General features: G+C 70.7%; 20 protein-coding genes. 7 read left to right on the top strand and 13 right to left on the bottom strand.

Annotation, left to right across the window (positions count from 1 at the left end; genetic code table 11):
* Positions 1 to 108: 108 nt before the first annotated feature.
* The 3 genes from AB0J76_RS12670 to AB0J76_RS12660 are packed head-to-tail and all read right to left on the bottom strand — an operon-like array spanning position 109 to position 2,238.
* A complete protein-coding gene (locus AB0J76_RS12670; protein WP_352324340.1) occupies positions 109 to 912 on the bottom strand; it encodes a hypothetical protein in 804 nt (267 codons plus the stop codon).
* On the bottom strand, positions 903 to 1,475 hold the full coding sequence (locus AB0J76_RS12665; RefSeq protein WP_352324341.1) for a hypothetical protein: 573 nt from the start codon (positions 1,473 to 1,475) through the stop codon (positions 903 to 905). The genes AB0J76_RS12670 and AB0J76_RS12665 overlap by 10 nt, the downstream gene beginning before the upstream one ends.
* Before the next feature lie 4 nt (positions 1,476 to 1,479).
* Positions 1,480 to 2,238: a hypothetical protein gene (locus AB0J76_RS12660; RefSeq protein ID WP_352324342.1), complete on the bottom strand. Its 759-nt coding sequence runs from the start codon at positions 2,236 to 2,238 to the stop codon at positions 1,480 to 1,482.
* 784 nt (positions 2,239 to 3,022) lie between these two features.
* On the opposite strand from AB0J76_RS12660, the gene AB0J76_RS12655 reads away from it, so the two are divergent.
* Both AB0J76_RS12655 and AB0J76_RS12650 read left to right on the top strand, forming a co-directional pair.
* On the top strand, positions 3,023 to 3,694 hold the full coding sequence (locus AB0J76_RS12655) for an NAD(P)H-binding protein (protein ID WP_352324343.1): 672 nt from the start codon (positions 3,023 to 3,025) through the stop codon (positions 3,692 to 3,694).
* A 31-nt stretch (positions 3,695 to 3,725) separates the two neighbouring features.
* Positions 3,726 to 4,115, top strand: a complete 390-nt coding sequence (locus AB0J76_RS12650; protein ID WP_352324344.1) for an antibiotic biosynthesis monooxygenase family protein — start codon at positions 3,726 to 3,728, stop codon at positions 4,113 to 4,115.
* A 124-nt stretch (positions 4,116 to 4,239) separates the two neighbouring features.
* Here the strand turns inward: AB0J76_RS12650 and AB0J76_RS12645 are convergent, their stop codons facing one another.
* Positions 4,240 to 4,704: a DoxX family protein gene (locus AB0J76_RS12645; protein ID WP_352324345.1), complete on the bottom strand. Its 465-nt coding sequence runs from the start codon at positions 4,702 to 4,704 to the stop codon at positions 4,240 to 4,242.
* Between the two features lie 28 nt (positions 4,705 to 4,732).
* Positions 4,733 to 5,191, bottom strand: a complete 459-nt coding sequence (locus tag AB0J76_RS12640; protein ID WP_352324346.1) for a carboxymuconolactone decarboxylase family protein — start codon at positions 5,189 to 5,191, stop codon at positions 4,733 to 4,735.
* Positions 5,192 to 5,325: 134 nt separating this feature from the next.
* Between AB0J76_RS12640 and AB0J76_RS12635 the strand changes: the two genes are divergently transcribed.
* Positions 5,326 to 6,204 (top strand): sigma-70 family RNA polymerase sigma factor, encoded by an 879-nt coding sequence (locus AB0J76_RS12635; protein ID WP_352324347.1) that lies wholly within the window; start codon positions 5,326 to 5,328, stop codon positions 6,202 to 6,204.
* Between the two features lie 70 nt (positions 6,205 to 6,274).
* Here AB0J76_RS12635 and AB0J76_RS12630 read toward each other — a convergent pair whose 3' ends face one another.
* Positions 6,275 to 6,838: an MFS transporter gene (locus AB0J76_RS12630; protein WP_364389788.1), complete on the bottom strand. Its 564-nt coding sequence runs from the start codon at positions 6,836 to 6,838 to the stop codon at positions 6,275 to 6,277.
* Positions 6,727 to 7,536 (bottom strand): serine hydrolase domain-containing protein, encoded by an 810-nt coding sequence (locus AB0J76_RS12625; RefSeq protein ID WP_352324348.1) that lies wholly within the window; start codon positions 7,534 to 7,536, stop codon positions 6,727 to 6,729. Before AB0J76_RS12625 ends, AB0J76_RS12630 begins: the two co-directional genes overlap by 112 nt.
* A 143-nt stretch (positions 7,537 to 7,679) precedes the next feature.
* Between AB0J76_RS12625 and sigJ the strand changes: the two genes are divergently transcribed.
* Genes sigJ through AB0J76_RS12610 form a run of 3 tightly spaced genes read left to right on the top strand, consistent with a single transcriptional unit; the run spans position 7,680 to position 11,183 of the window.
* Positions 7,680 to 8,567, top strand: coding sequence for an RNA polymerase sigma factor SigJ (gene sigJ / locus AB0J76_RS12620; RefSeq protein WP_352324349.1), 888 nt, complete (start codon positions 7,680 to 7,682; stop codon positions 8,565 to 8,567).
* A 49-nt stretch (positions 8,568 to 8,616) separates the two neighbouring features.
* Positions 8,617 to 9,573 carry a hypothetical protein gene (locus tag AB0J76_RS12615; RefSeq protein WP_352324350.1) on the top strand — a complete coding sequence of 319 codons (957 nt, stop codon included), beginning with the start codon at positions 8,617 to 8,619 and terminating at the stop codon, positions 9,571 to 9,573.
* A gap of 14 nt (positions 9,574 to 9,587) precedes the next feature.
* Positions 9,588 to 11,183 (top strand): OmpA family protein, encoded by a 1,596-nt coding sequence (locus AB0J76_RS12610; RefSeq protein ID WP_352324351.1) that lies wholly within the window; start codon positions 9,588 to 9,590, stop codon positions 11,181 to 11,183.
* Between the two features lie 25 nt (positions 11,184 to 11,208).
* On the opposite strand, the gene AB0J76_RS12605 is transcribed toward AB0J76_RS12610, so the two are convergent.
* The 4 genes from AB0J76_RS12605 to AB0J76_RS12590 all read right to left on the bottom strand — a co-directional run bounded on the left by AB0J76_RS12605 (position 11,209) and on the right by AB0J76_RS12590 (position 16,011).
* Positions 11,209 to 11,667 carry a hypothetical protein gene (locus tag AB0J76_RS12605; RefSeq protein ID WP_364389446.1) on the bottom strand — a complete coding sequence of 153 codons (459 nt, stop codon included), beginning with the start codon at positions 11,665 to 11,667 and terminating at the stop codon, positions 11,209 to 11,211.
* A 311-nt stretch (positions 11,668 to 11,978) separates the two neighbouring features.
* The gene (locus AB0J76_RS12600) at positions 11,979 to 13,226 is read right to left on the bottom strand and encodes a hypothetical protein (protein WP_352324353.1); all 1,248 of its coding nucleotides are present in this window, start codon (positions 13,224 to 13,226) and stop codon (positions 11,979 to 11,981) included.
* Positions 13,227 to 13,384: 158 nt separating this feature from the next.
* Positions 13,385 to 15,490 carry a prolyl oligopeptidase family serine peptidase gene (locus AB0J76_RS12595; RefSeq protein WP_352324354.1) on the bottom strand — a complete coding sequence of 702 codons (2,106 nt, stop codon included), beginning with the start codon at positions 15,488 to 15,490 and terminating at the stop codon, positions 13,385 to 13,387.
* A 140-nt stretch (positions 15,491 to 15,630) separates the two neighbouring features.
* Positions 15,631 to 16,011, bottom strand: coding sequence for a helix-turn-helix domain-containing protein (locus AB0J76_RS12590; RefSeq protein ID WP_352324355.1), 381 nt, complete (start codon positions 16,009 to 16,011; stop codon positions 15,631 to 15,633).
* An 84-nt stretch (positions 16,012 to 16,095) separates the two neighbouring features.
* On the opposite strand from AB0J76_RS12590, the gene AB0J76_RS12585 reads away from it, so the two are divergent.
* Positions 16,096 to 16,530 carry a nuclear transport factor 2 family protein gene (locus AB0J76_RS12585; protein WP_352324356.1) on the top strand — a complete coding sequence of 145 codons (435 nt, stop codon included), beginning with the start codon at positions 16,096 to 16,098 and terminating at the stop codon, positions 16,528 to 16,530.
* Positions 16,531 to 16,545: 15 nt separating this feature from the next.
* Here the strand turns inward: AB0J76_RS12585 and AB0J76_RS12580 are convergent, their stop codons facing one another.
* The gene (locus AB0J76_RS12580; RefSeq protein ID WP_352324358.1) at positions 16,546 to 17,286 is read right to left on the bottom strand and encodes a DUF998 domain-containing protein; all 741 of its coding nucleotides are present in this window, start codon (positions 17,284 to 17,286) and stop codon (positions 16,546 to 16,548) included.
* Positions 17,283 to 17,630: a hypothetical protein gene (locus tag AB0J76_RS12575; RefSeq protein WP_352324359.1), complete on the bottom strand. Its 348-nt coding sequence runs from the start codon at positions 17,628 to 17,630 to the stop codon at positions 17,283 to 17,285. Before AB0J76_RS12575 ends, AB0J76_RS12580 begins: the two co-directional genes overlap by 4 nt.
* Between the last annotated feature and the right edge of the window lie 219 nt (positions 17,631 to 17,849).

Here is a 17,849-nt window from a genome sequence, read left to right as displayed (position 1 = left end):
GCCCGCTGAGGCGTGGCGGCGCCGTTCCTGCGGCCGGGGCCACGTCACCTTGCCCATGCTCGCCCGCGCCGGCCGCTCCTGGAGACGCCGGCTTCTGCGGCCGCAGTGCTAGGAGACCAGGCAAATCGCCGCCATGGGATAGGCAGGCGCGAAGCTCAGGAGGAAGTTGTTGAGCCCCATGGTGGCCGCCACCCCGGCATGGAAGGCGAGCCCCGCCCCCAGATAAGCCAGCGTGAGCGGCTCGACTCCGAACAGCACCATGAAGAAGGATGCTTCGAACACGATGACTCCCCAGCCCAGCAGGCGGGACAGGCTGCCGTGCCGGGTCAGCACGCCGGCCAGTGCCGGCATCCCATAGCGCTCCGTGCTGAGAATCCCGCAGATCGCCTTTCCTGAACGCCACTCCTCGCCGGAGAGCTTGGCCATCCCAGCCACCACGAACGACAGAACCAACTGCCCGGTCACGAACCACAGACCCGCGGAGCGAACCGCCGGAATTCCCGATTGGGCGAGCAACGCCCCCGTGCAGACGATGATGAGCATCTGGTCGGCGCCATCGGCGCCGTAACCGCACCGGAGCAAGGAGAACATCAGGAGTGCGAGGTTGAAGAACAGCAGGGGGCCGACGAGGTGATCGGCACCCCATGGAGTCACCGTGAGCGCCGCGCCCGACGCGAGGCGGCCGATGACGCAGAAAGAGAGCACCCGGTCGGATCTCAGAAGGGGACGAAGGGCCGTCCACACAGAGCCGGGCCTGCCCGGTTGCTGCAGCAGGACGATGTCCCCGGACATCACCCCGTCCGCGCCGTACTCCTTGCGGATTGCCCAGTCCTCACCGGCCCGGATCAGTCCCGCCAGCCCGATCAGCGAAACCGACAAGGGAAGGGCCTGCGCAAACATCGCTACGTCCACGCCTGCCTGTCCTCCTGAGCGTCCTGGCGATCCCCGAGCGTGTGAAATCCGGAGACGAAGACGATTTCCAACTGACGGCTGCGCCCGTCGCGGCGAGCCAGGGCGAACTGACGGGCTCCTACCCCAGGACCGACGGCGAAGGAGCAGACGTGGTTGAGCAGCAGCAAATACGGAACCGTCAGGAAGAGGGATTCGGCAGCCATGGATCTGGCGGCGATCCCCTCCTGCAGGAGCACGGACTCCGCGTCCGATATCGCCTTTCCCGGCCGGCTGTGCGGATTCCACGCCATCCGGCGCAGCCAGTGCAGCTTCGGCGGTTCGGCTGCCGTTCGCCACGGCGAGCAGGTTCCGCCGGCCAGACGGTCTCGATAGAAGAGAAAGGTGTCGCTGACGGCAGGACGCGGAGCGAAGAACGACCAGTTCGGAACGAATGACCAGACCCGCCTGGAGGCGAAACGGCTGCCGATCAAGCGTTCCACGTAGGGGATGTTCACGGCGACGGTGGCCAGGTACCAACCGGACAGCACTGTCCAGGCAAGCCATCCGAGGATGTTCTCGACCACGGACTTACTGCTGAAGTGTGCGGGTCATGAGCTCCAGGCGCGCTCGGACAAGTTCACGAACGGACGCCTCCGGGGAGATCGTACCGTTGCGGATCTCCTCTTCCAGCTGAGCAAGCAAGGTGAGGTCGGGGCCGCACGTCCGCGTCTTGGCCGCGTCTTTGGCCGCTTTCTCGACGATCGCGCAGACCTCGCGCGCGGTCCGCGTCTCGTCCGGTGTCACCACGCCCAGGTGGATTTCCGAGATCGCGGACGGAATTCGGGAGACCATGGATCGCTCCATGTCCGTGAGATACGGCGGACGCCGGTACGCCACGTACTGCAGGTGTGGACCGGCCTCCTCGCGTTTATGGTATTCGACGACCGAGAACAGGTTGTCGTCGAGCTCTCCGCCGGTCCACGAAATGGATACGGAGCCCAGGAGCTCGGCGTCCGGCAGGATCTTGTTACTGGCGAGCGTTCGACCTCCGTAACGGATGTCGAATACGCAGTCGGATTGTCTCACGAGCTGCAGCAGGTCGAAGTTCTTGGAGGGCGTGATGGAACGCCTGCCGTCCAGTTCTCTGCGCAGCTCCGCCAGTACGGTCAGATCCGCTGCCTCAAAAGCCCGGGACAGGCGATCCAGGACCGTGGTGTCGCGGGCGAAATACACCACGACCGTTCCGGGAGGCGGGGTCAGATCCACATCCGACCGGTCGCCGAAATCCGAAGAGAACTCGCGGACAGGCAGTGGCACGGGACGTAAGAAGCGTTCGGCAAGGTCCATGCGTAGACGTTCTGCAACCACGAAGGAATCTTTGGGGGGATGCGCCATGTCCTTCTCCGTTTTCGGCTGGTCCCGATCTCGGGGCGTCCCGCGCGGTGGTGGCGATTGGTGCGGTTGTTGTGCGCGCGGCCTGTCCACGTCAGGGTCAGTGTAGGCAGGGAAAGGGCGATGTTGAAGGGCCCCCTGACCTTGATGCCGGTCCGCATCTCGCCGGGCTCTCTTGCGAGGTCGCAATAGGACCCGCAGCTCCTCGGGACGGGCATCGCGAAATGATCAAACCGTCTGTCAGCAGCTTCTCTATTTCGTCATCGCCTGATCTTTGACACTCGACGATGGCGCCATTGATAAAGGTGAGATCGTTGCAGGACGAATGTGGCCCGCACAAGTGCGGTTCCTCCTCGACGATGCGGAGTTCGCGCTCGACGCAGTCGGACAGGACGGTCGGCGCCTCCTGGTAGGCCGCCCCGGCCCGGGACCAGCGGCACCGGCCGGCCGTGACTCCGGAGACCCGGGGGATGTGATCGTTCCCGCTGTCACATTTCCGCCGCGCGCCGGGTCATGGAGGCGGCGGAACGGGCTCGGCCGCCGGCAGCTCGCGGAGCGTCGCTCCCGGGAGTCGTCACCTTCGCCGTGCCCGCCTCGTCGTACAGGCGAAGACAGAACGCGAGCAAGTGGGTGTCCATACATGTCAGCGACCGGGGCGTCTTCGAGGCGGTCCCGCCGCCCACGCGCAGGGATCGTCTGCCTCGGCAACCCCTTTCCACGAACCCGGAGGGACTCGTCCATGAAACTCACCGTCTTCGGCGCCAGTGGCGGCGTCGGCCGGCAACTGCTCGACCAGGCTCTGGCCGAGGGGCACGACGTCACGGCCGTCGTGCGGAGTCCGGCCAAGCTGGACGGGAAGCCGGTCCGCGTCGTGCGTGCCGCCGACCTGGCCACGGCCGACGTCACGACGCTGCTGCCCGCCGTCGAGGGAGCCGATGCCGTTCTGTCGGCGCTCGGCCCGCCGAACAACGCCGCAGCCGGGGTGGCCTCCAGGGGCACCAAGGCGATCATCGCGGCGATGCAGGCCGCCGGGACCCGCCGGCTGGTGGTGGTGAGCGCCGCCCCGGTCGGCACCACCCCCTCCCCCGGCCGGCCCAACCCGCCCCGGCACGACCCCGGCGACGGGCCGTTCCTGCGCTACGTGGTGTATCCGATCGTCAAGGCCGTGCTACGTCCGCAGTACCTCGACCTGGCCGTCATGGAGGACGCCGTGCGCGACAGCGGCCTGGACTGGACGGTGCTCCGGCCGGTGCAGCTGACCGACAAGCCGGTGACCGGCGCCTACCGGACGGCGGTGGCACAGAACGTGCCGGGCGGCCGGTACGTCTCACGCGCCGACGTGGCCCACGCCATGCTCGCGGTGCTCGACCGGCCGGAAACGGTCGAGCAGGTCATCGGCATGGCGAACTGACCCTGTCATCACCGATCACCAGGGAGAAATCATGAACGAAGTTCCGATCACCCGTACCGAAACGCCGGTCGACGAGCCGATCACCATGATCAACGCCTTCACCGTCCCGGTGGCGGAGTCGGAGACGTTCCTGCCGCTGTGGAGGGAGAACGCCGAGATCATGGCGCGGCAGCCGGGATTCGTCGGGGCGCGGCTGCACCGATCGATGATCGACGACGCCGAGCTGCGGTTCGTCAACGTGGCGCACTGGGAGAGCGGGCGGCAGCTCGAAGAGGCGCTGGGCAGACCCGAATGGCAGGAGAGCGCGCAGCGGCTGCTCAATGACCCCGGCCTGCACATCACCGCGCGGCCCAGCATCTACGAGGTCGTCGTCGACCTCCAGCCCTCCCGCGACGCAGGCGCCGCACCTGTGACGAGCTGAGGACGGCGCCGTGGCTCGGGCATCCGCCGAAGGACATGCGGACGCCCGGGCCACGGTGTTGTGCACGGCAGGCTTGCCCGGCCTGGCCGTGATCACGTGCTTGATCACGGCCAGGCCGGTTCCTCTACCGAACGGCCGACGCGCGTCCCACCGACGGGCTCGGCTCCGCGCGGACGCTCCGGTCGTCGAGAGGGTGGAGAAGGTCCCGCCAGTCCGCCGGCCAGTTCGCCAGCGCCACGCCGATCATGATGATCAGGTGCAGCGGCGCCGACACCTCCTCGTACAGGGGGGCGACGTCGATGAGGTGGGTCGTCACCGCGCCGATCAGCACGAACACCAGCCCCGCCGCCCCGATGAACCTGACCCGCCGCCGCGGGACGAGCATCGTCAGCCCGAAGACGAGCTCCAGCGCGCCGACCACGAACCGCATCCACGGCGGCCAGCCCCAGTCCACGAACTTCTCCGCGTAGGCCGGGCCGAAGAAGGTCGGCCCGGGCCAGAACTTGGTGACGAAGCCGACGAAGAACGACGCGGCCAGATACCAGTAGAGGACCGTGGCGAGCCGTCGCGGCCAGGTGCGTAAGGTCATGAGCCCTCCGTCGTGTGCGCCATGCGACTCAGCCCCACTTCTGGCCGGCGAGCTGCCGGGTGGTGACGTTGAGCCGGTTCGACAGGTTCGTGACCGCGACCATCAGGATGATCGCGGCCAGTCCCGCCTCGTCGTAGTGCCGGGCCGCCTCGTCCCAGATGTCGTCGGGGACCGGGTCGCTGCGGTCGGCGAGCCGGGTGGCGGCCTCGGTGAGGGCCAGCGCGGCCCGTTCGGCGTCGGTGAAGTACGGCGTCTCCCGCCAGGCGACGACCAGCCCCGTCCGCTCGTCGCTCTCGCCGCTCTTCCTGGCGCTGCGGACCCCCGACTCCACGCAGGGGCCGCAACCGTTGATCTGGCTGGCGCGCAGGTGCACCAGCCCCAGCGTGGTCTCCGGCACGCCGCCCGTACGGGCGGCCTTGAAGAGCTCCTGGACGGGCGCCATCGCCGCCGGCAGGACGGCGGCGGGATTCTTCATCCGTGTCTGCATGTGTTTCTCCGCTGTATCGGCTGGACTTCCGCACTGATGACGCGCCGCGAGGGGAGGTTGTGACAGCGCGCCGCCGTCACATCTGTGCGGTCGTTTCCGTCATCTGTTGCAGACAGCACGAGAGGGACGGCGTCATGGAGGAGAAGGACCTGCTGGCCGGTTGGTTCCAGCAGCATCGCGACCATCTGTGGGCGGTGGCCTACCGGCTGCTCGGCTCGGCGAGCGAGGCCGACGACGCCCTGCAGGAGGCCTGGCTGCGGCTCAGCCGCGCCGGCGCGGAGGACGTGCGTAACGTGCCGGGCTGGCTCACCACGATCGTCGCACGGGTGGCGCTGAGCATGCTGCGCGATCGCCGGACGCGCCGCGAGGAGCCGCTGCGCGTCTCCGGCCCGGACCCGGTGGCCGGCCTTCGCGAGGCGGACGATCCGGAGCACGAGGTGGTCGTCGCCGACTCGGTGGGCCTGGCTCTGCTGGTGGTGCTCGACATGCTCGCGCCGGCGGAACGGATCGCGTTCGTCCTGCACGACATGTTCGCCGTGCCGTTCGGCGAGATCGCGTTGATCGTGAACCGTTCGCCGGCCGCGGCCCGGCAACTGGCCAGCCGCGCCCGCCGGCGCGTGCAGCACCCGTCGGCCCCGGGAGCAGGGACCGGCTCCGTCAGGCAGCGGGAGATCGTCGCCGCTTTCCGGGCCGCGTCCCGTGACGGTGACTTCGCGGCCCTGCTCGCGCTGCTCGACCCCGACGTGGAGATCAGCGCGGACCGCACCGCCGTGCTCTCCGGCGCGTCCAGGCTGGTACGAGGGGCGGACGGCGTGGCCGAGACGTTCGCCGGCCGGGCTCGGGCCGCCGAGCTCGCGCTCATCGACGGGGCACCGGGCCTGGTGTGGGCGCCGGGCGGACGGCCGCGGGTGGTCTTCGCCTTCACCGTCGCGAACGGCCGGATCACCCACATCGACCTGCTCGCCGACCCCGAATACCTGGAGGACGTCGAACTGGTCACGCTCGGCGGGTAGGCGTCCGAGCACTGAAAGCGCTCAGGGCGAGGCGCGGGCACCGCGTCCTCACCCTGAGCGGGTGCGCCGGCTACCGCCTCCACTGCTCCGTCGGCGACACGCCGGCCAGCGGCTTGCCGATGAGGGCCAGGGGGGTGAAGAAGCCGACCTGGCCGATGGCCATGATGAGCGTGGCGAGCGCCTTCTCGTCGTAGTGCTCGCGCGCCCGCTCGTACAGCTCGTCGGGGACGCGCTCGCCGGCCGGGTTCGCGGTGAGGACGGCCTCCACCAGGGCGAGCGCGACGAGCAGCGCCACGGCCACCACGCCGAAGGCCAGGGTGAGCCCGTCGCCGACGCCGTGGGACCCGGCCCGGTTGATCGCGTAGACCAGCGAGCCGAGGGCCAGGGTCGCCGTGAGCGCGCCGGGCAGGTCGAGCCCGCCGCGCTCACGGGTGCCGGGCACCAGGGCGAACGTGCCGGCCAGGACCAGCAGCGCGATGGGGAGGTTGACGAACATGATCCAGCGCCAGCCCAGGTACTCGGTCAGCGCACCGCCCAGGAGCAGCCCGGCGACCGAGCCCAGGCCGCCCATGGCGCCGTACACGCCGAGCGCCTTGTTGCGCCGGGGCCCGGCGGGGAAGGTGTCGGCGAGCAGCGACAGCGCGGCCGGGGCGACGATCGCGGCGCCGAGGCCCTGCAGAACGCGGCCTCCTGCTCCGGCGTGGCGGTCCACCACCGGATCGGCCGGAAGCGGCGCTCCTCGGCCTCGGGCAGCCCCAGGTAGAGGTCCAGCCCGTAAGGGGCGCGGACGCGCTCGTCGTAGACCTGCTGCAGCGACTGGCCGGTGACCCGCCGGATCACCTCGTTCACCATGGCGAACGAGACGAACCCGCCGTAGCCGTAGGCCGAGCCCGGCTTCCAGTACGGCCGCTGCCCGGCCAGCCGGCGCGCGATCACCGCGTCGTCGGCCAGCTCGGCGGCCGACAGTCCGCCGTCGACGCTGATGACACCGGAGCGGTGGGTCAGCACGTCCCGCAGCGTGATCCCGTCCTTGCCGGCGGCGGCGAACTCCGGCCATCGCCGGGCCACCGGCTCGTCCAGATCGAGGACCCCGCCCTGCGCCAGCAGCGCCGTCACCAGCGTCGCGGCGCCCTTCGTGGAGGAGTAGACCCCGGTCAGGGTGTCGCCGCCCACCTCGTCCCCGGCCCACAGGTCCACCACCTGACGGCCGTGCACATAGGCCGCCAGTTGCGCGCCCGCCTGGCCGTCCTGCCCGGCCACCACCGCGGCGAACTCCTCGCGCACCTGCTCGAAGCCGTCCGCGACCGTTCCGTGGACATTCGTCCTGCTCATCGTCGGCAACCCTTCGTGAGTGAGTGTCGGTCGCCGGCATGACGGACGGTCCGCGGGAAAGGTGACCGGACGCGTGCCCGGTCACCTTTCACCGGTTCGGTGCGTCAGCGCTCTGACGTGGCTGACAAGAGAGGAACGCGACCGTGACATCCCAGGACTTCCTTGCCGACCGGTTCCAGGGGCACCGCCCGCACCTGAAGGCGGTCGCCTACCGCATGCTCGGCTCGCTGAGCGAGGCCGAGGACGCGGTCCAGGAGGCATGGCTGCGGCTGGCGCGTTCGGACGCGGGCGACATCGACAACCTCGGCGGCTGGCTGACCACCGTGGTCGGCCGGGTGTGCCTGGACATGCTCCGCGCCCGCAGGTCCCGACGTGAGGAGTCGCTGGAGGAACGCCTGCCCGATCCGGTGATCAGCCGCGCGGACGCCGCCGACCCGGAGCAGGAAGTGCTGCTGGCCGACTCGGTGGGACTGGCGCTCCTGGTCGTGCTGGAGTCCCTGACCCCCGCCGAACGGCTGGCGTTCGTGCTCCATGACATGTTCGGGATGCCGTTCGAGCAGATCGCGCCCATCGTGGACCGCACTCCCACGGCGGCCAAGAAGCTCGCCAGCCGGGCGCGCCTGCGGGTCCGCGGCGCGACCCCGAACCCCGGCCCCGATCCGGGCAGTCAGCGCCGGGTGGTGGACGCCTTCCTCGCCGCCGCCCGCGACGGCGACCTCGCCGCGCTGGTGTCCGTCCTCCACCCCGAGGTGACGCTGCGCGCCGACGGCGGGACGCTCACCGGCGGCATGCGGGTCATCAGGGGCGCCGCGGCCGTGGCCGGACAGCTCGCCACCTTCCAGCGCATGGCCACGAGCGCCACCACCCGCCCGGCGCTCGTCAACGGCCTGGCCGGTCTGGTCAACACCATCGACGACGAGCTGATCTCGGTCATGAGCTTCACCGTCTCCGACGGCAGGATCGCCACGATCGACATCCTGTCCGACCCCGATCGGCTGGGTCGGCTCGACCTCACCCACCTGGAGCCGTGACGACGACGGACTTGACCCTGACACCGTGTCAGGCGGCACGGTGCGGAGCATGTCGGTCACCTATGTCGGCTCCGGGCCGTACTGCTACGCCAACTCCCTCGCGATGGTCCTGGGCGGCCAGGCGCCGCCTCCGGCCGTGATCGAGGTCCTGACGGGCTCCCCGTACGGGATGCAGCTCATCGGCGGCCGGCTGCCGCTGTTCGACGCGTTCGGCTGGGACCCCGGGATCGGGATCGACGCCGCGCTCGGCCTGCTCGGCTGGGAGTGCGAGCGCGCCGACGGCGGGACGGCGGCGGCGGCGCTCGACCGGCTGCGCCGCGCCTGCGAGGACGGCCCGGTGCTGGCCGGCCCGCTTGAGCTCGGCCTGCTGGCCTACCAGCCCGGGTCGGGTGAAGCGGTCGGCGCCGACCACTACCTGGTGGTGCTGGAGGTGGCCGGCGACACCGTGCTGGTGCACGACCCGCAGGGCTACCCGTACGCCACCCTGCCGGTCGGCGCCTTCGCCGAGGCGTGGCGCGGAGAGCTGATCCCCTATCTGGAGCGGCCGTTCCTGATGCGGCACGGCTTCACCCGCCGCCAGCAGGTCGGCCGGCAGGAGGCGCTGCGGCGCTCGCTGCCCGCCGGACTGGCCTGGCTGGCGGGCCGTACGGATGTGCGGGTCCCGCCCGGCACGCTGGGGCTGGCCGAGGCCGCCGAGCGCACGGCCGAACTGGTGGAGGAAGGGCTGGATCCCGAGATCAGGATGCTGTGGCAGGCGTTCGCGGTGCGGGTGGGCGCCCGCCGCCTCAACGACCTGGCGGCCTGCCTGTCGTCCCTCCGCCTCGACGCGGGCGCGGCCGTCGCCGCCGAGCAGGCCCGCATCGTCGGCGGGTTGCAGGGCCCGCTCGTGGCGGGCGACGACGCGGCGCTGGCGGCCGGGCTGCGCCGGCTGGCCCCGACGTACGAACGGCTGCGCGCGGCGCTGCTCGCCGCCGAGAGTGCGTCGAACGCGGCGAATCGATGCTGATTTAATGGCGGATCATGAACTTTGGCAGGCTTTCAGCGAGCGGCCGGATTCTGATCGCGGCACTGCTCTTACTCGGTGGCTGCTCCGTCCCGTCGGCACCGGCGGCCACCACACGACCGCCGTCCGCCGCGCCGTCCGTCGCGCCGTCCGCCAGCCCCTCCGCAGCCACCGCCAACGGGGGCACGCCGCCCGCCGACGCTCCGCCCCTGGCCACGCTGTACGGCGACGGCCACACCGACGGCGTGGCCACGGCCCGCATCGACGTGATCGGGCTGGAACGCAGCGCCCCCAACGCCGTCACCGCGCGGTTCAGGATCAGCGCCGACCAGGGCGAGGTCCGGCTCGAAGGCTTCCACGCCGGCCAGCTGGCCGGCGACACCCCCTACGACTACATTCAGGCCGCCTCCGGCTTCTTCCTCCTGGACGACCCGCGCTTCTCCGTCTACTACCCGATGAAGAAGGACGACGCCGAGGTCCGGGCCCGCTGCCTGTGCAGCTACTCCGGGCCGCTCGCCAAGGCCACGCCCGGCAGCCCCGCGCTGATGTGGGCCACCTACCAGGTGCCGCCGGAGACCACCAGCCTGGCCGTCGGATTCGACAGCGCCGGACTGACCGCGCCCCTGCCGATCAGCCCCGCCGGCACCGGCCCCCGGCTGGACGGCGAACCGGACGCCGCCGCCATCGCCGCCGCCTTCCCGCTCACCGTCCCGCTCGCCACCCGCTCCGACGCCACCACGACCTCGGTGACCGAGTCGGACCAGCAGGTCGAGCTGGCGCTCAACACCGACGTCCTGTTCGCCTTCGACAAGGCCGCCCTCACCAGCCGCGCCAAGCAGACACTGCAGCGCGTCGCGGAGCGCGTCCGCACCGAGGCCCAGGGCGCCGTGCGGGTCGTCGGGCACACCGACGACGTCGGCGACGACACCTACAACATGGACCTGTCCCTGAGACGGGCCAAGGCCGTGCAGAAGGCACTGACCGGCCTCGTCGGCCCGGTCCCCTTGCAGGTGGAGGGCAAGGGCGAGACGGAGCCCGCCGTGCCGGCCACCTCCGATGCCGCCCGCGCCCGCAACCGGCGGGTCGAGGTGACCTTCCAGCGGCTGCCCAAGCCGGCCGGCGCGCCGCGCACCCCCGTTCCGACGCCGTCCGTCACGGCGACCACGACGGCCACCACGGCGGTTCCGACGGCCACCGGCCTGCGCGAGCTGACCGGCCTCAAAGCCGACCTGCGGGAACTGAGACGCATCAACGACAGGACCCTCATCGCCACCGTGACCTTCCGACACGCCGGCGGCGGCGACAGGGTCTCCTTGGAGAGGGGAGCCTGGGACCCCGACGTCGACCAGCAGGCCGGCATCTACGGGTACAAGCTCGACTTCTTCTGGCTCGCGCTGACCGACGCGGCTCGTACCCGCTACCTCCCGCTGACCACGCCCGGCCGCCTCGACGTGCCCCGGCACTGCGTCTGCTCCAGCACGGTGCTGAAGTCGCTGGGAGCGGGCGAGCAGATCCGGATGTTCGTGCTCATGACCGCCCCACCCGCCGACGTGACCAGCGTGGACGTGAACCTGTTCGGGTTCACCCCGATGCACGACGTGCCCATCACCTGATGACCTCTCCCGCCCCGGCCGCCGCTCACCCCACGAAGGGGGAATCGAAGGAGAACTGCTCCCGCCTGATCAGGTCCGTGACCTGGGCGGTGCCCAGGGCCCGGTCGAACTGGAAGGGATTGTTGTCGGGCACGCTACGGGTGCCGCAGAACGCCGTCTGCCCGTTCTGGAGGCTGATGTGGACGCAACGGGCGTCCGCGGGAAGGCCCTCCAGGCGGGCGGTGAGGTTCTCGACCTCCACCGAGAAGCCCGTGCCGTTGAAGACCTCCGTCTGGGCCTGCTTCCAGGGGGCACCGCTGCCCCAGATACAGGCTCGGGCCGACAGGCCGGGGAAGACGAGACTGGAGATCCAGCTCCCGCATGTCGGGTCGGCCGCGGCCGAGGCGCTGCTCGCGCCGGTCAGGCCCGGTGCCGTCGTCACAGCAGCCGCCACCACCGCTGCGATCAGGGCTCGGGACAGGGCCCTCGCCGATCGGTTGTTCATCGTGGCCGTCCCTTCGTCAGCGGCCTGATCGCCGCCGCCGGACATAGGTGTCACGCGACCTTCGGACCGTCACTGACCGTGATCGACCCTGTACAGCATCCATATTCTTGGCGGGGCGCGGCGGCGGGCAATCTTCGGTCCACTCAGCGGACCGGTGGACGCAGCCCGCTCACGCGGGAAGCAGACACCGTTCCCCCTCGGGACATGATGAGAAGCGGCCCCGTGATCCCATTGGTGATCACGGGGCCGCTTCGCTCTGCTCCATTCGCGACATCGAGGATGCCGGGCTGCTGTGGGATCGGTGGCGCGTTCTAGTCGGGCAGGCGGTCCAGGAGCCAGGTGGCGCCCTCTTCCGTGATCTCGGTGTGGCCGTGGTTGTCGTTGGCGCAGAGGAAGTCGTCGAAGTCGCTCTCGTCCGGCGACAGCGCGTCGATGTCGGTGTACAGGTGGGTTTCGGTGACGTCCCGCACGGAGACGGCGCTGATGGAGGGGACGAAGCAGTGGCCGGCGATCGGATTGTCGACGTCCAGGCCGAGACCGGTGGCTTCGGCGATGGCGTTGAGCGCGTCGGCGAGGATCTTGAACCCGTCCAGGATGCCGCCGGGCGCGCCGTCCACGCACGGGACCCCCGGCGCCTGGACCTCGATGACGTCGGGCGTCAGCAGGCGAAGCCTGGCGGCCAGGGTCTCGGGCGCCTTGGGCTGGGTGCGCAGATCGGTGCCGGAGATGAGGTCGCCGGTGCCGAGCAGCGCGCTCTCGCCGGCGCCGGTGCCGTTGCCTGCGCCGTTGCCCGCGCCGTCGGCCACGGCGAGCAGACGCGGGATACGCGGCCATCCACCGACGGACTCCAGTTCGCGCAGGAACTGGGTGCGCAGCGGGTCGACGCCGGGCACGCCATTGGGGTCAGGCAGGTGCCAGGCCAGCAGCTGGCGGGCGGCGGGGCTGTTGAACAGGTCGGAGAAGCGCGGGTCGTAGGCCTTGCTGTGGTGCGCGAACGCCTGCAGCGAGATGGGCACGTAGGCGCCGCGGTGCGGGGTGTCCCAGGAGAAGTACACGCCGACCTGGTGGTCGACGTGCTGCGTCTCCATCCGGGCCAGGGCGTAGCGGGTGACCAGGCCGCCCATGCTGAACCCACCGGCCAGCAGGCGGTTGTCGCCGACCCGCTCGGCGGCGGCGCGGTGGATCGCCGCGGTGACGGTCTCCGCGTTGTCGAGGATGGAGGCGCCGCGGTCGTCGTAGCCGATGACGACGACGTCGCGGTCGCGCCGGCGCAGCTCGCTGATCAGCGGGAAGGCGCGCCGCTCCAGGCCGTCGTAGAGCTCGTCGATGTCGGTGGCCCCGGCCCCGAAGCCGTCGGCCAGGAGCACCGGCCGGGTCAGGGTCTGGTTCCGCTCGCCGTAGTACACCCAGGCCGTGCCGCCGGGCAGCTGCCAGCGGTCGCTCCACTGCTCGGCGGGCGGGGCGGTGGTGGTGGCGCCGGCCCTGGAGCTGGCGCTGGAGGACAGGACGACCGGCGGCGCGGCGCTCAGGGCGCTCGCGATCTGCTGTTTGTTGATCACTCCAGAGTTATCACCATTAGTAGTCGTACGGACACCTAAAGCTATCCCCTCGCCCGGCTCCTCGTTTGGTTGGCCCAAGCCCTCAGCAGCTCAAGGTCTGCGCGGGGGCGGGCACGTGGTACTCGGGCGACGGCACGAGGCCCACTGCTCGGTCGTCCTCATCGTGACGCCTCGAACGCGTGCAGCAGGAAGGCCAGCACATCGGCGAGCAGGGCATGTTCCTGCTCCCGGGTCGAGCCGGCGCCGTGACCGCCGTGCTCCTCCACACGCAGCAGCACCGGCCGGCCGGAGGCGCCGGCCGCCTGCAGGCGGGCGGCCAGCTTCGCCGGCTGCCACGGCGGCACCCGCGCGTCGCGCCGTCCGGTGGTCAGCAGCACCGCCGGGTACGGCACGCCGTCCTGGACCCGCAGGTAGGCATCGGCGATCAGCAGACCGCGCAGGCCGTCCTCGGTGGTGACGCTGCCGAACTCCGGCACGTTGATCGGCCCGTTCTCGCTGAACTCGATCCGGGTGGCGTTGACCGTCGGCACCTGCATCACCATGGCGGCCCACAGCTCCGGCCGGCGCACCAGCGCGCCCCCGGTGGGGATGCCGCCGGCGCTGACGCCCTCGCCCGCCAGCCGTCCCTGCCGGGTGTAGCCCAGGGCGATGAGGTGCTCGGCGCAGTCGATGAAGTCGGTGATGGTGGCCTCCTTGCGCGGGCCACGCCCGGCTTCGTGCCACTCCCGGCCATAGGCCCCGCCACCGCGCAGGTGTGCGACGGCGTAGACGCCGCCGCGCTCGTACCAGGCGAGCATCTCCGGACGGAACTCCGGCAGCTCGGACATGCCATGGGAGCCGTAGCCGGTGAGCAGGACCGGGTTGTCGCCGTCCAGCACGACGTCCTTGTGGTGGATGACGGTGAGCGGGATCTGTGTTCCGTCCCTCGCGGGCACATGCAGGGTGCGGGCGTGCACGTCGCCGAAGTCGACCGGTGAGCGGGGCGCCAGCCCGGTGTCCTGGAGGGTTTCGCCGTCGTAGCGGTAGAGCCGCGGGGCGTCCGTCCAACCGGCCGCCAGCAGCAGGGCCTCGGGCCGTTCCGGGTGGGTGGTCAACTCCCAGACGGCGACCTCCCCCGGCAGCGGGAGGTCGGCGGGCGCGCCGCCGGACAGGGGCACATGCCGTACCCGATGGACGCCGCCGTCGAGATCGCGCACCAGCAGCCGGTCGCCGACGACCCGCACCGCCTCCACCACGCGCTCACCCGCGGGCACCACCACCCGGGCTCGCGACAGATCGGGTGCGGCGAACGGAACGGCCAGCACGTGGGAGCGGGGCGCGTCCCGATGGGAGACCAGATAGAGGGTGTCGTGACTGGCGGCGAAGGCGGTGACACCGTCCGCCACGTCCGCCACCTTCCGCCAGGGGCAGGTGGCGGGATCGGCGAGCGCGGCTCGTGGCGCCACGTACAGCGCGCAATCGCTCAACTGCTCGCTGGTCCAGGGGCCGAGTGCGCCGCGGGAGACGATTGCCAGCATCCACTCGCCACGCGGCGGCACCACGAGGAAGGGCCGATCCTGCGGGGTCAGCTCGACGTGGGGGTTGAGCCCGCGCGCCAGCACCACCTCGTCCCGCGCCGGGTCGGCGCCCAGCCGGTGCAGGAAGGAACGGCTGTCCAGGCGGCGCTCCTCGGGCGGAGCGCCCGCCGCAGGAGCCACGAAGCGGTGGTAGACGAACGACCGGCCGTCCTCCAGCCAGCTCAGGAAGGCGAAGCGCACCGTGGGCGGGATCGTCTCCAGGACGGCACCGGAGCCGACGTCGATGACCTGGATCGTGCTCTCCTCCGCCCCGGACGGGAAGACGGCGCAGGCGACGTGGCGACCGTCGGGAGAGGGCACGTACCAGGCGATGGCGTGGTGCCCCTCGCCGGGCAGGGTGTCCGGGTCGAACAGGACTCTGCTCGTTCCGTCGGGCTCACGCACCATCAGCACGAGTACGCCGGCGCCCGGTTCGCGCGCCAGGTGGAAGATCCTGTCGCCCGCCGGCGTGAAGGTCGAGTACTGCGGGAGCGCGCCGCCCAGCTCGCGGATCCGGGTCAGCAGCTCCTCCCGGCGGGGCAGGGTGTCCAGCTGCTCGCGGGCATGGCGGGCCTGGCCGTCGAGCCAGCGGTGGAACTCCTCGCCGTCCGCCTCCATCCACCGGTAGGCATCGTCGAGCGTGACGCCGTGGTGAACGTCGCGCACCACGTCCACTCGGGCGATCGGGGGGCCGCTGATGTCGCTCATCCGCGTGATCATAGGCGCGAAGCCGGGTGTGGGGCTGATGATTCCTGCGCAGCCTCGGCGTCGCCAAGCTGGTCGAGCCGCTCCGCAGCGAGGGCCGTCTGACCGTCAAGGGCACGGAGTCTTCTGGGCGATGGCTGCCGTCAGCCCTTGTGTTCGTGATCGTAGGCGGCCTGGGCGGCGGCGACGGCGGCGCCGTGTCGCTTGGCCCAGTCGGTGAGCTCCAGCAGCGACTTGTGGAGTTCCCGCGCCATCTCCGTCAGCGTGTACTCGACCTTGGGCGGAACGACGGGATGGACGGTGCGGACGAGCAGGCCGTCCCGCTCCAGCTTGCGCAGCTTGAGCGTGAGCATGCGCCTGCTGATCCCGGTGATCGAGCGTTCCAGCTCCGTGAACCGGACCGGACCCTGCGCAGCGGCTACCAGGATGCCGATGCTCCACTTCCCGGAGACGTGATCGAGGACCTCCGAGACCGGGCACGCCTCGCGGGCCAGGGCTGACACATCGATGTGACTCTGGGACATGAAAGTGCCTTCTTCCGCCGGTCTCGACAGTCACCAATCATGTACTCCGTATCAAATCGTGCACCAAACCGGAAGGTGGCCCCCATGTTGCAGGAACTGGCAGACCGCACCGCGATCGTGGACGCCGTCATCGCCTACGCGACGGCCCTGGACACCAGGGACTGGAAGACCCTGGGCGCGCTGTTCACCGACGACGCCTGCTGGGAGTACAGCGGTTCGGGCGAACGGCTCCGCGGGCCTGAGGCGATCATCGCCAGGATCCGGACCGGCGTGGAGCGATTCGACGCCACCCATCACCTGAACGGCAACCATGTCGCCACAGTGCACGGCGACGAGGCCGAGCACACGTGCTACTACCAGGCCCAGCATGTCCGCCTCGGCCTGCCCGATGGCGACAAGTTCCTTGCCGGGGGTCGCTACGACGACCGGCTGCGCCGCACCCCGGACGGCTGGCGGTTCGCCCACCGCAGGATCACCAGCGTCTGGAGCGAGGGGAACCCCGCCGTGATCACGTCATGAGGTCACGATGCCCGCTCAGACCACGGTCAGGGTGACGCCGCGACGCCGGGTCGAAGCCAGCCGGTACGCGGCCAGGATCGACGCCCATGCCATGGTGAGCGCGATGGCCAGCGCGAAGGCGACATTGGCCGCTCTGGAGCCCTGCGCCGCGAAGATCGAGATCCAGGCCGCCACGAAGAGCCCGCCGGTCACCATGCTCAGGACGGCCCAGCCGCGACGGCCGGCCGCCGCGAACCGCCGTCCGAACGCGAAACACGCGGAGATCAGCGCGAGAAAGGCGATCCCGGAGACGAGGAGGTGCAGCATCGCCTCCGTGCTCATGCTGGTGGGCGGGCCGACGGGCGTCCCGGGCGGGAAGCCGTCGGCAGGGTCGGCGGAGAAGCAGGCAGCGGCGATCATCCCGGCGCCGAAGACGCCGACCAGTCGCGGCCCCCAGGCGCCGTCCCAGCCCGCCGGGCCACGAGCCCGGTGCAGGCCGACCGCTCCGGCCACGAACAGCAGGCCGCTGACCGTGAAATTGGCGATCTGCATCCATCCTTGGTCGCCGTTGCTCAGCATGCTGGCCGGGTACCGGCTGATGTCGAATCCGTCCCTGGTGAGCATCTGCAGCAGGACCACGATGATGTAGAACGCTCCGGCGACGGTGCCGCACGTCAGCAGCGTCCGCGTCGCCCTGCTGACCGCTGTGGTGGTGGGGTGGTCGGCCGTCCGGCCCACTCCTCTGAGAACGGGACGACCCACCGAGCGGCGGGTCATCTGTCGCCGTCCCTGCCGGACTCGGGGGCGAAGTGCTGCACGGCGAAGGCGACGGCTGCGGCGAGGCCGTCGTCGCCGGTGCCCCGAGCAGCCTGGGGTGCGGCGTGCTCCAGTTCCAGGACGGTCCCGCCGCCGTCACCGCCGGGCGCCAGACCCGCTTCGACCTCGGTGGGCATGCCCTTCCCCGACATCCGGGTCACTTTGATCAGATGGCGCTTCTCACGGCGCAGGATCTCCCCCCTGGCGTTGTCCTTGAGCAGCAGTGAGCGTCCCTCGCCGACGGCGACCGGCCGGTTGCCGGTCTCCCGCCGGGTGGCGTTCACCTGGTTGACGATGTCGATCATTGGTCCTTCTTCTCGTCGTTCGAGCCTGTTCGTCCCTCATCGGACGGATCTCCTCAAGCGGGTGACGGCGCTCGCGCCGGGCGCGCGCGACTTCAGCGTCCAGCGCCGCCGAGCACGTCGAGTGCGTGCGCGGGCCATAATTTCAGCCAGTACTTATATAAGTCAATCCTGATACAGCAGAGATCGATCAGGGATACGGTCCATCACCAGGCGATCGAC

This window comes from Nonomuraea sp. NPDC049624 (assembly GCF_040675255.1).
GTDB lineage: Bacteria > Actinomycetota > Actinomycetes > Streptosporangiales > Streptosporangiaceae > Nonomuraea.
This window is presented reverse-complemented; position numbering and strand designations above follow the sequence as displayed.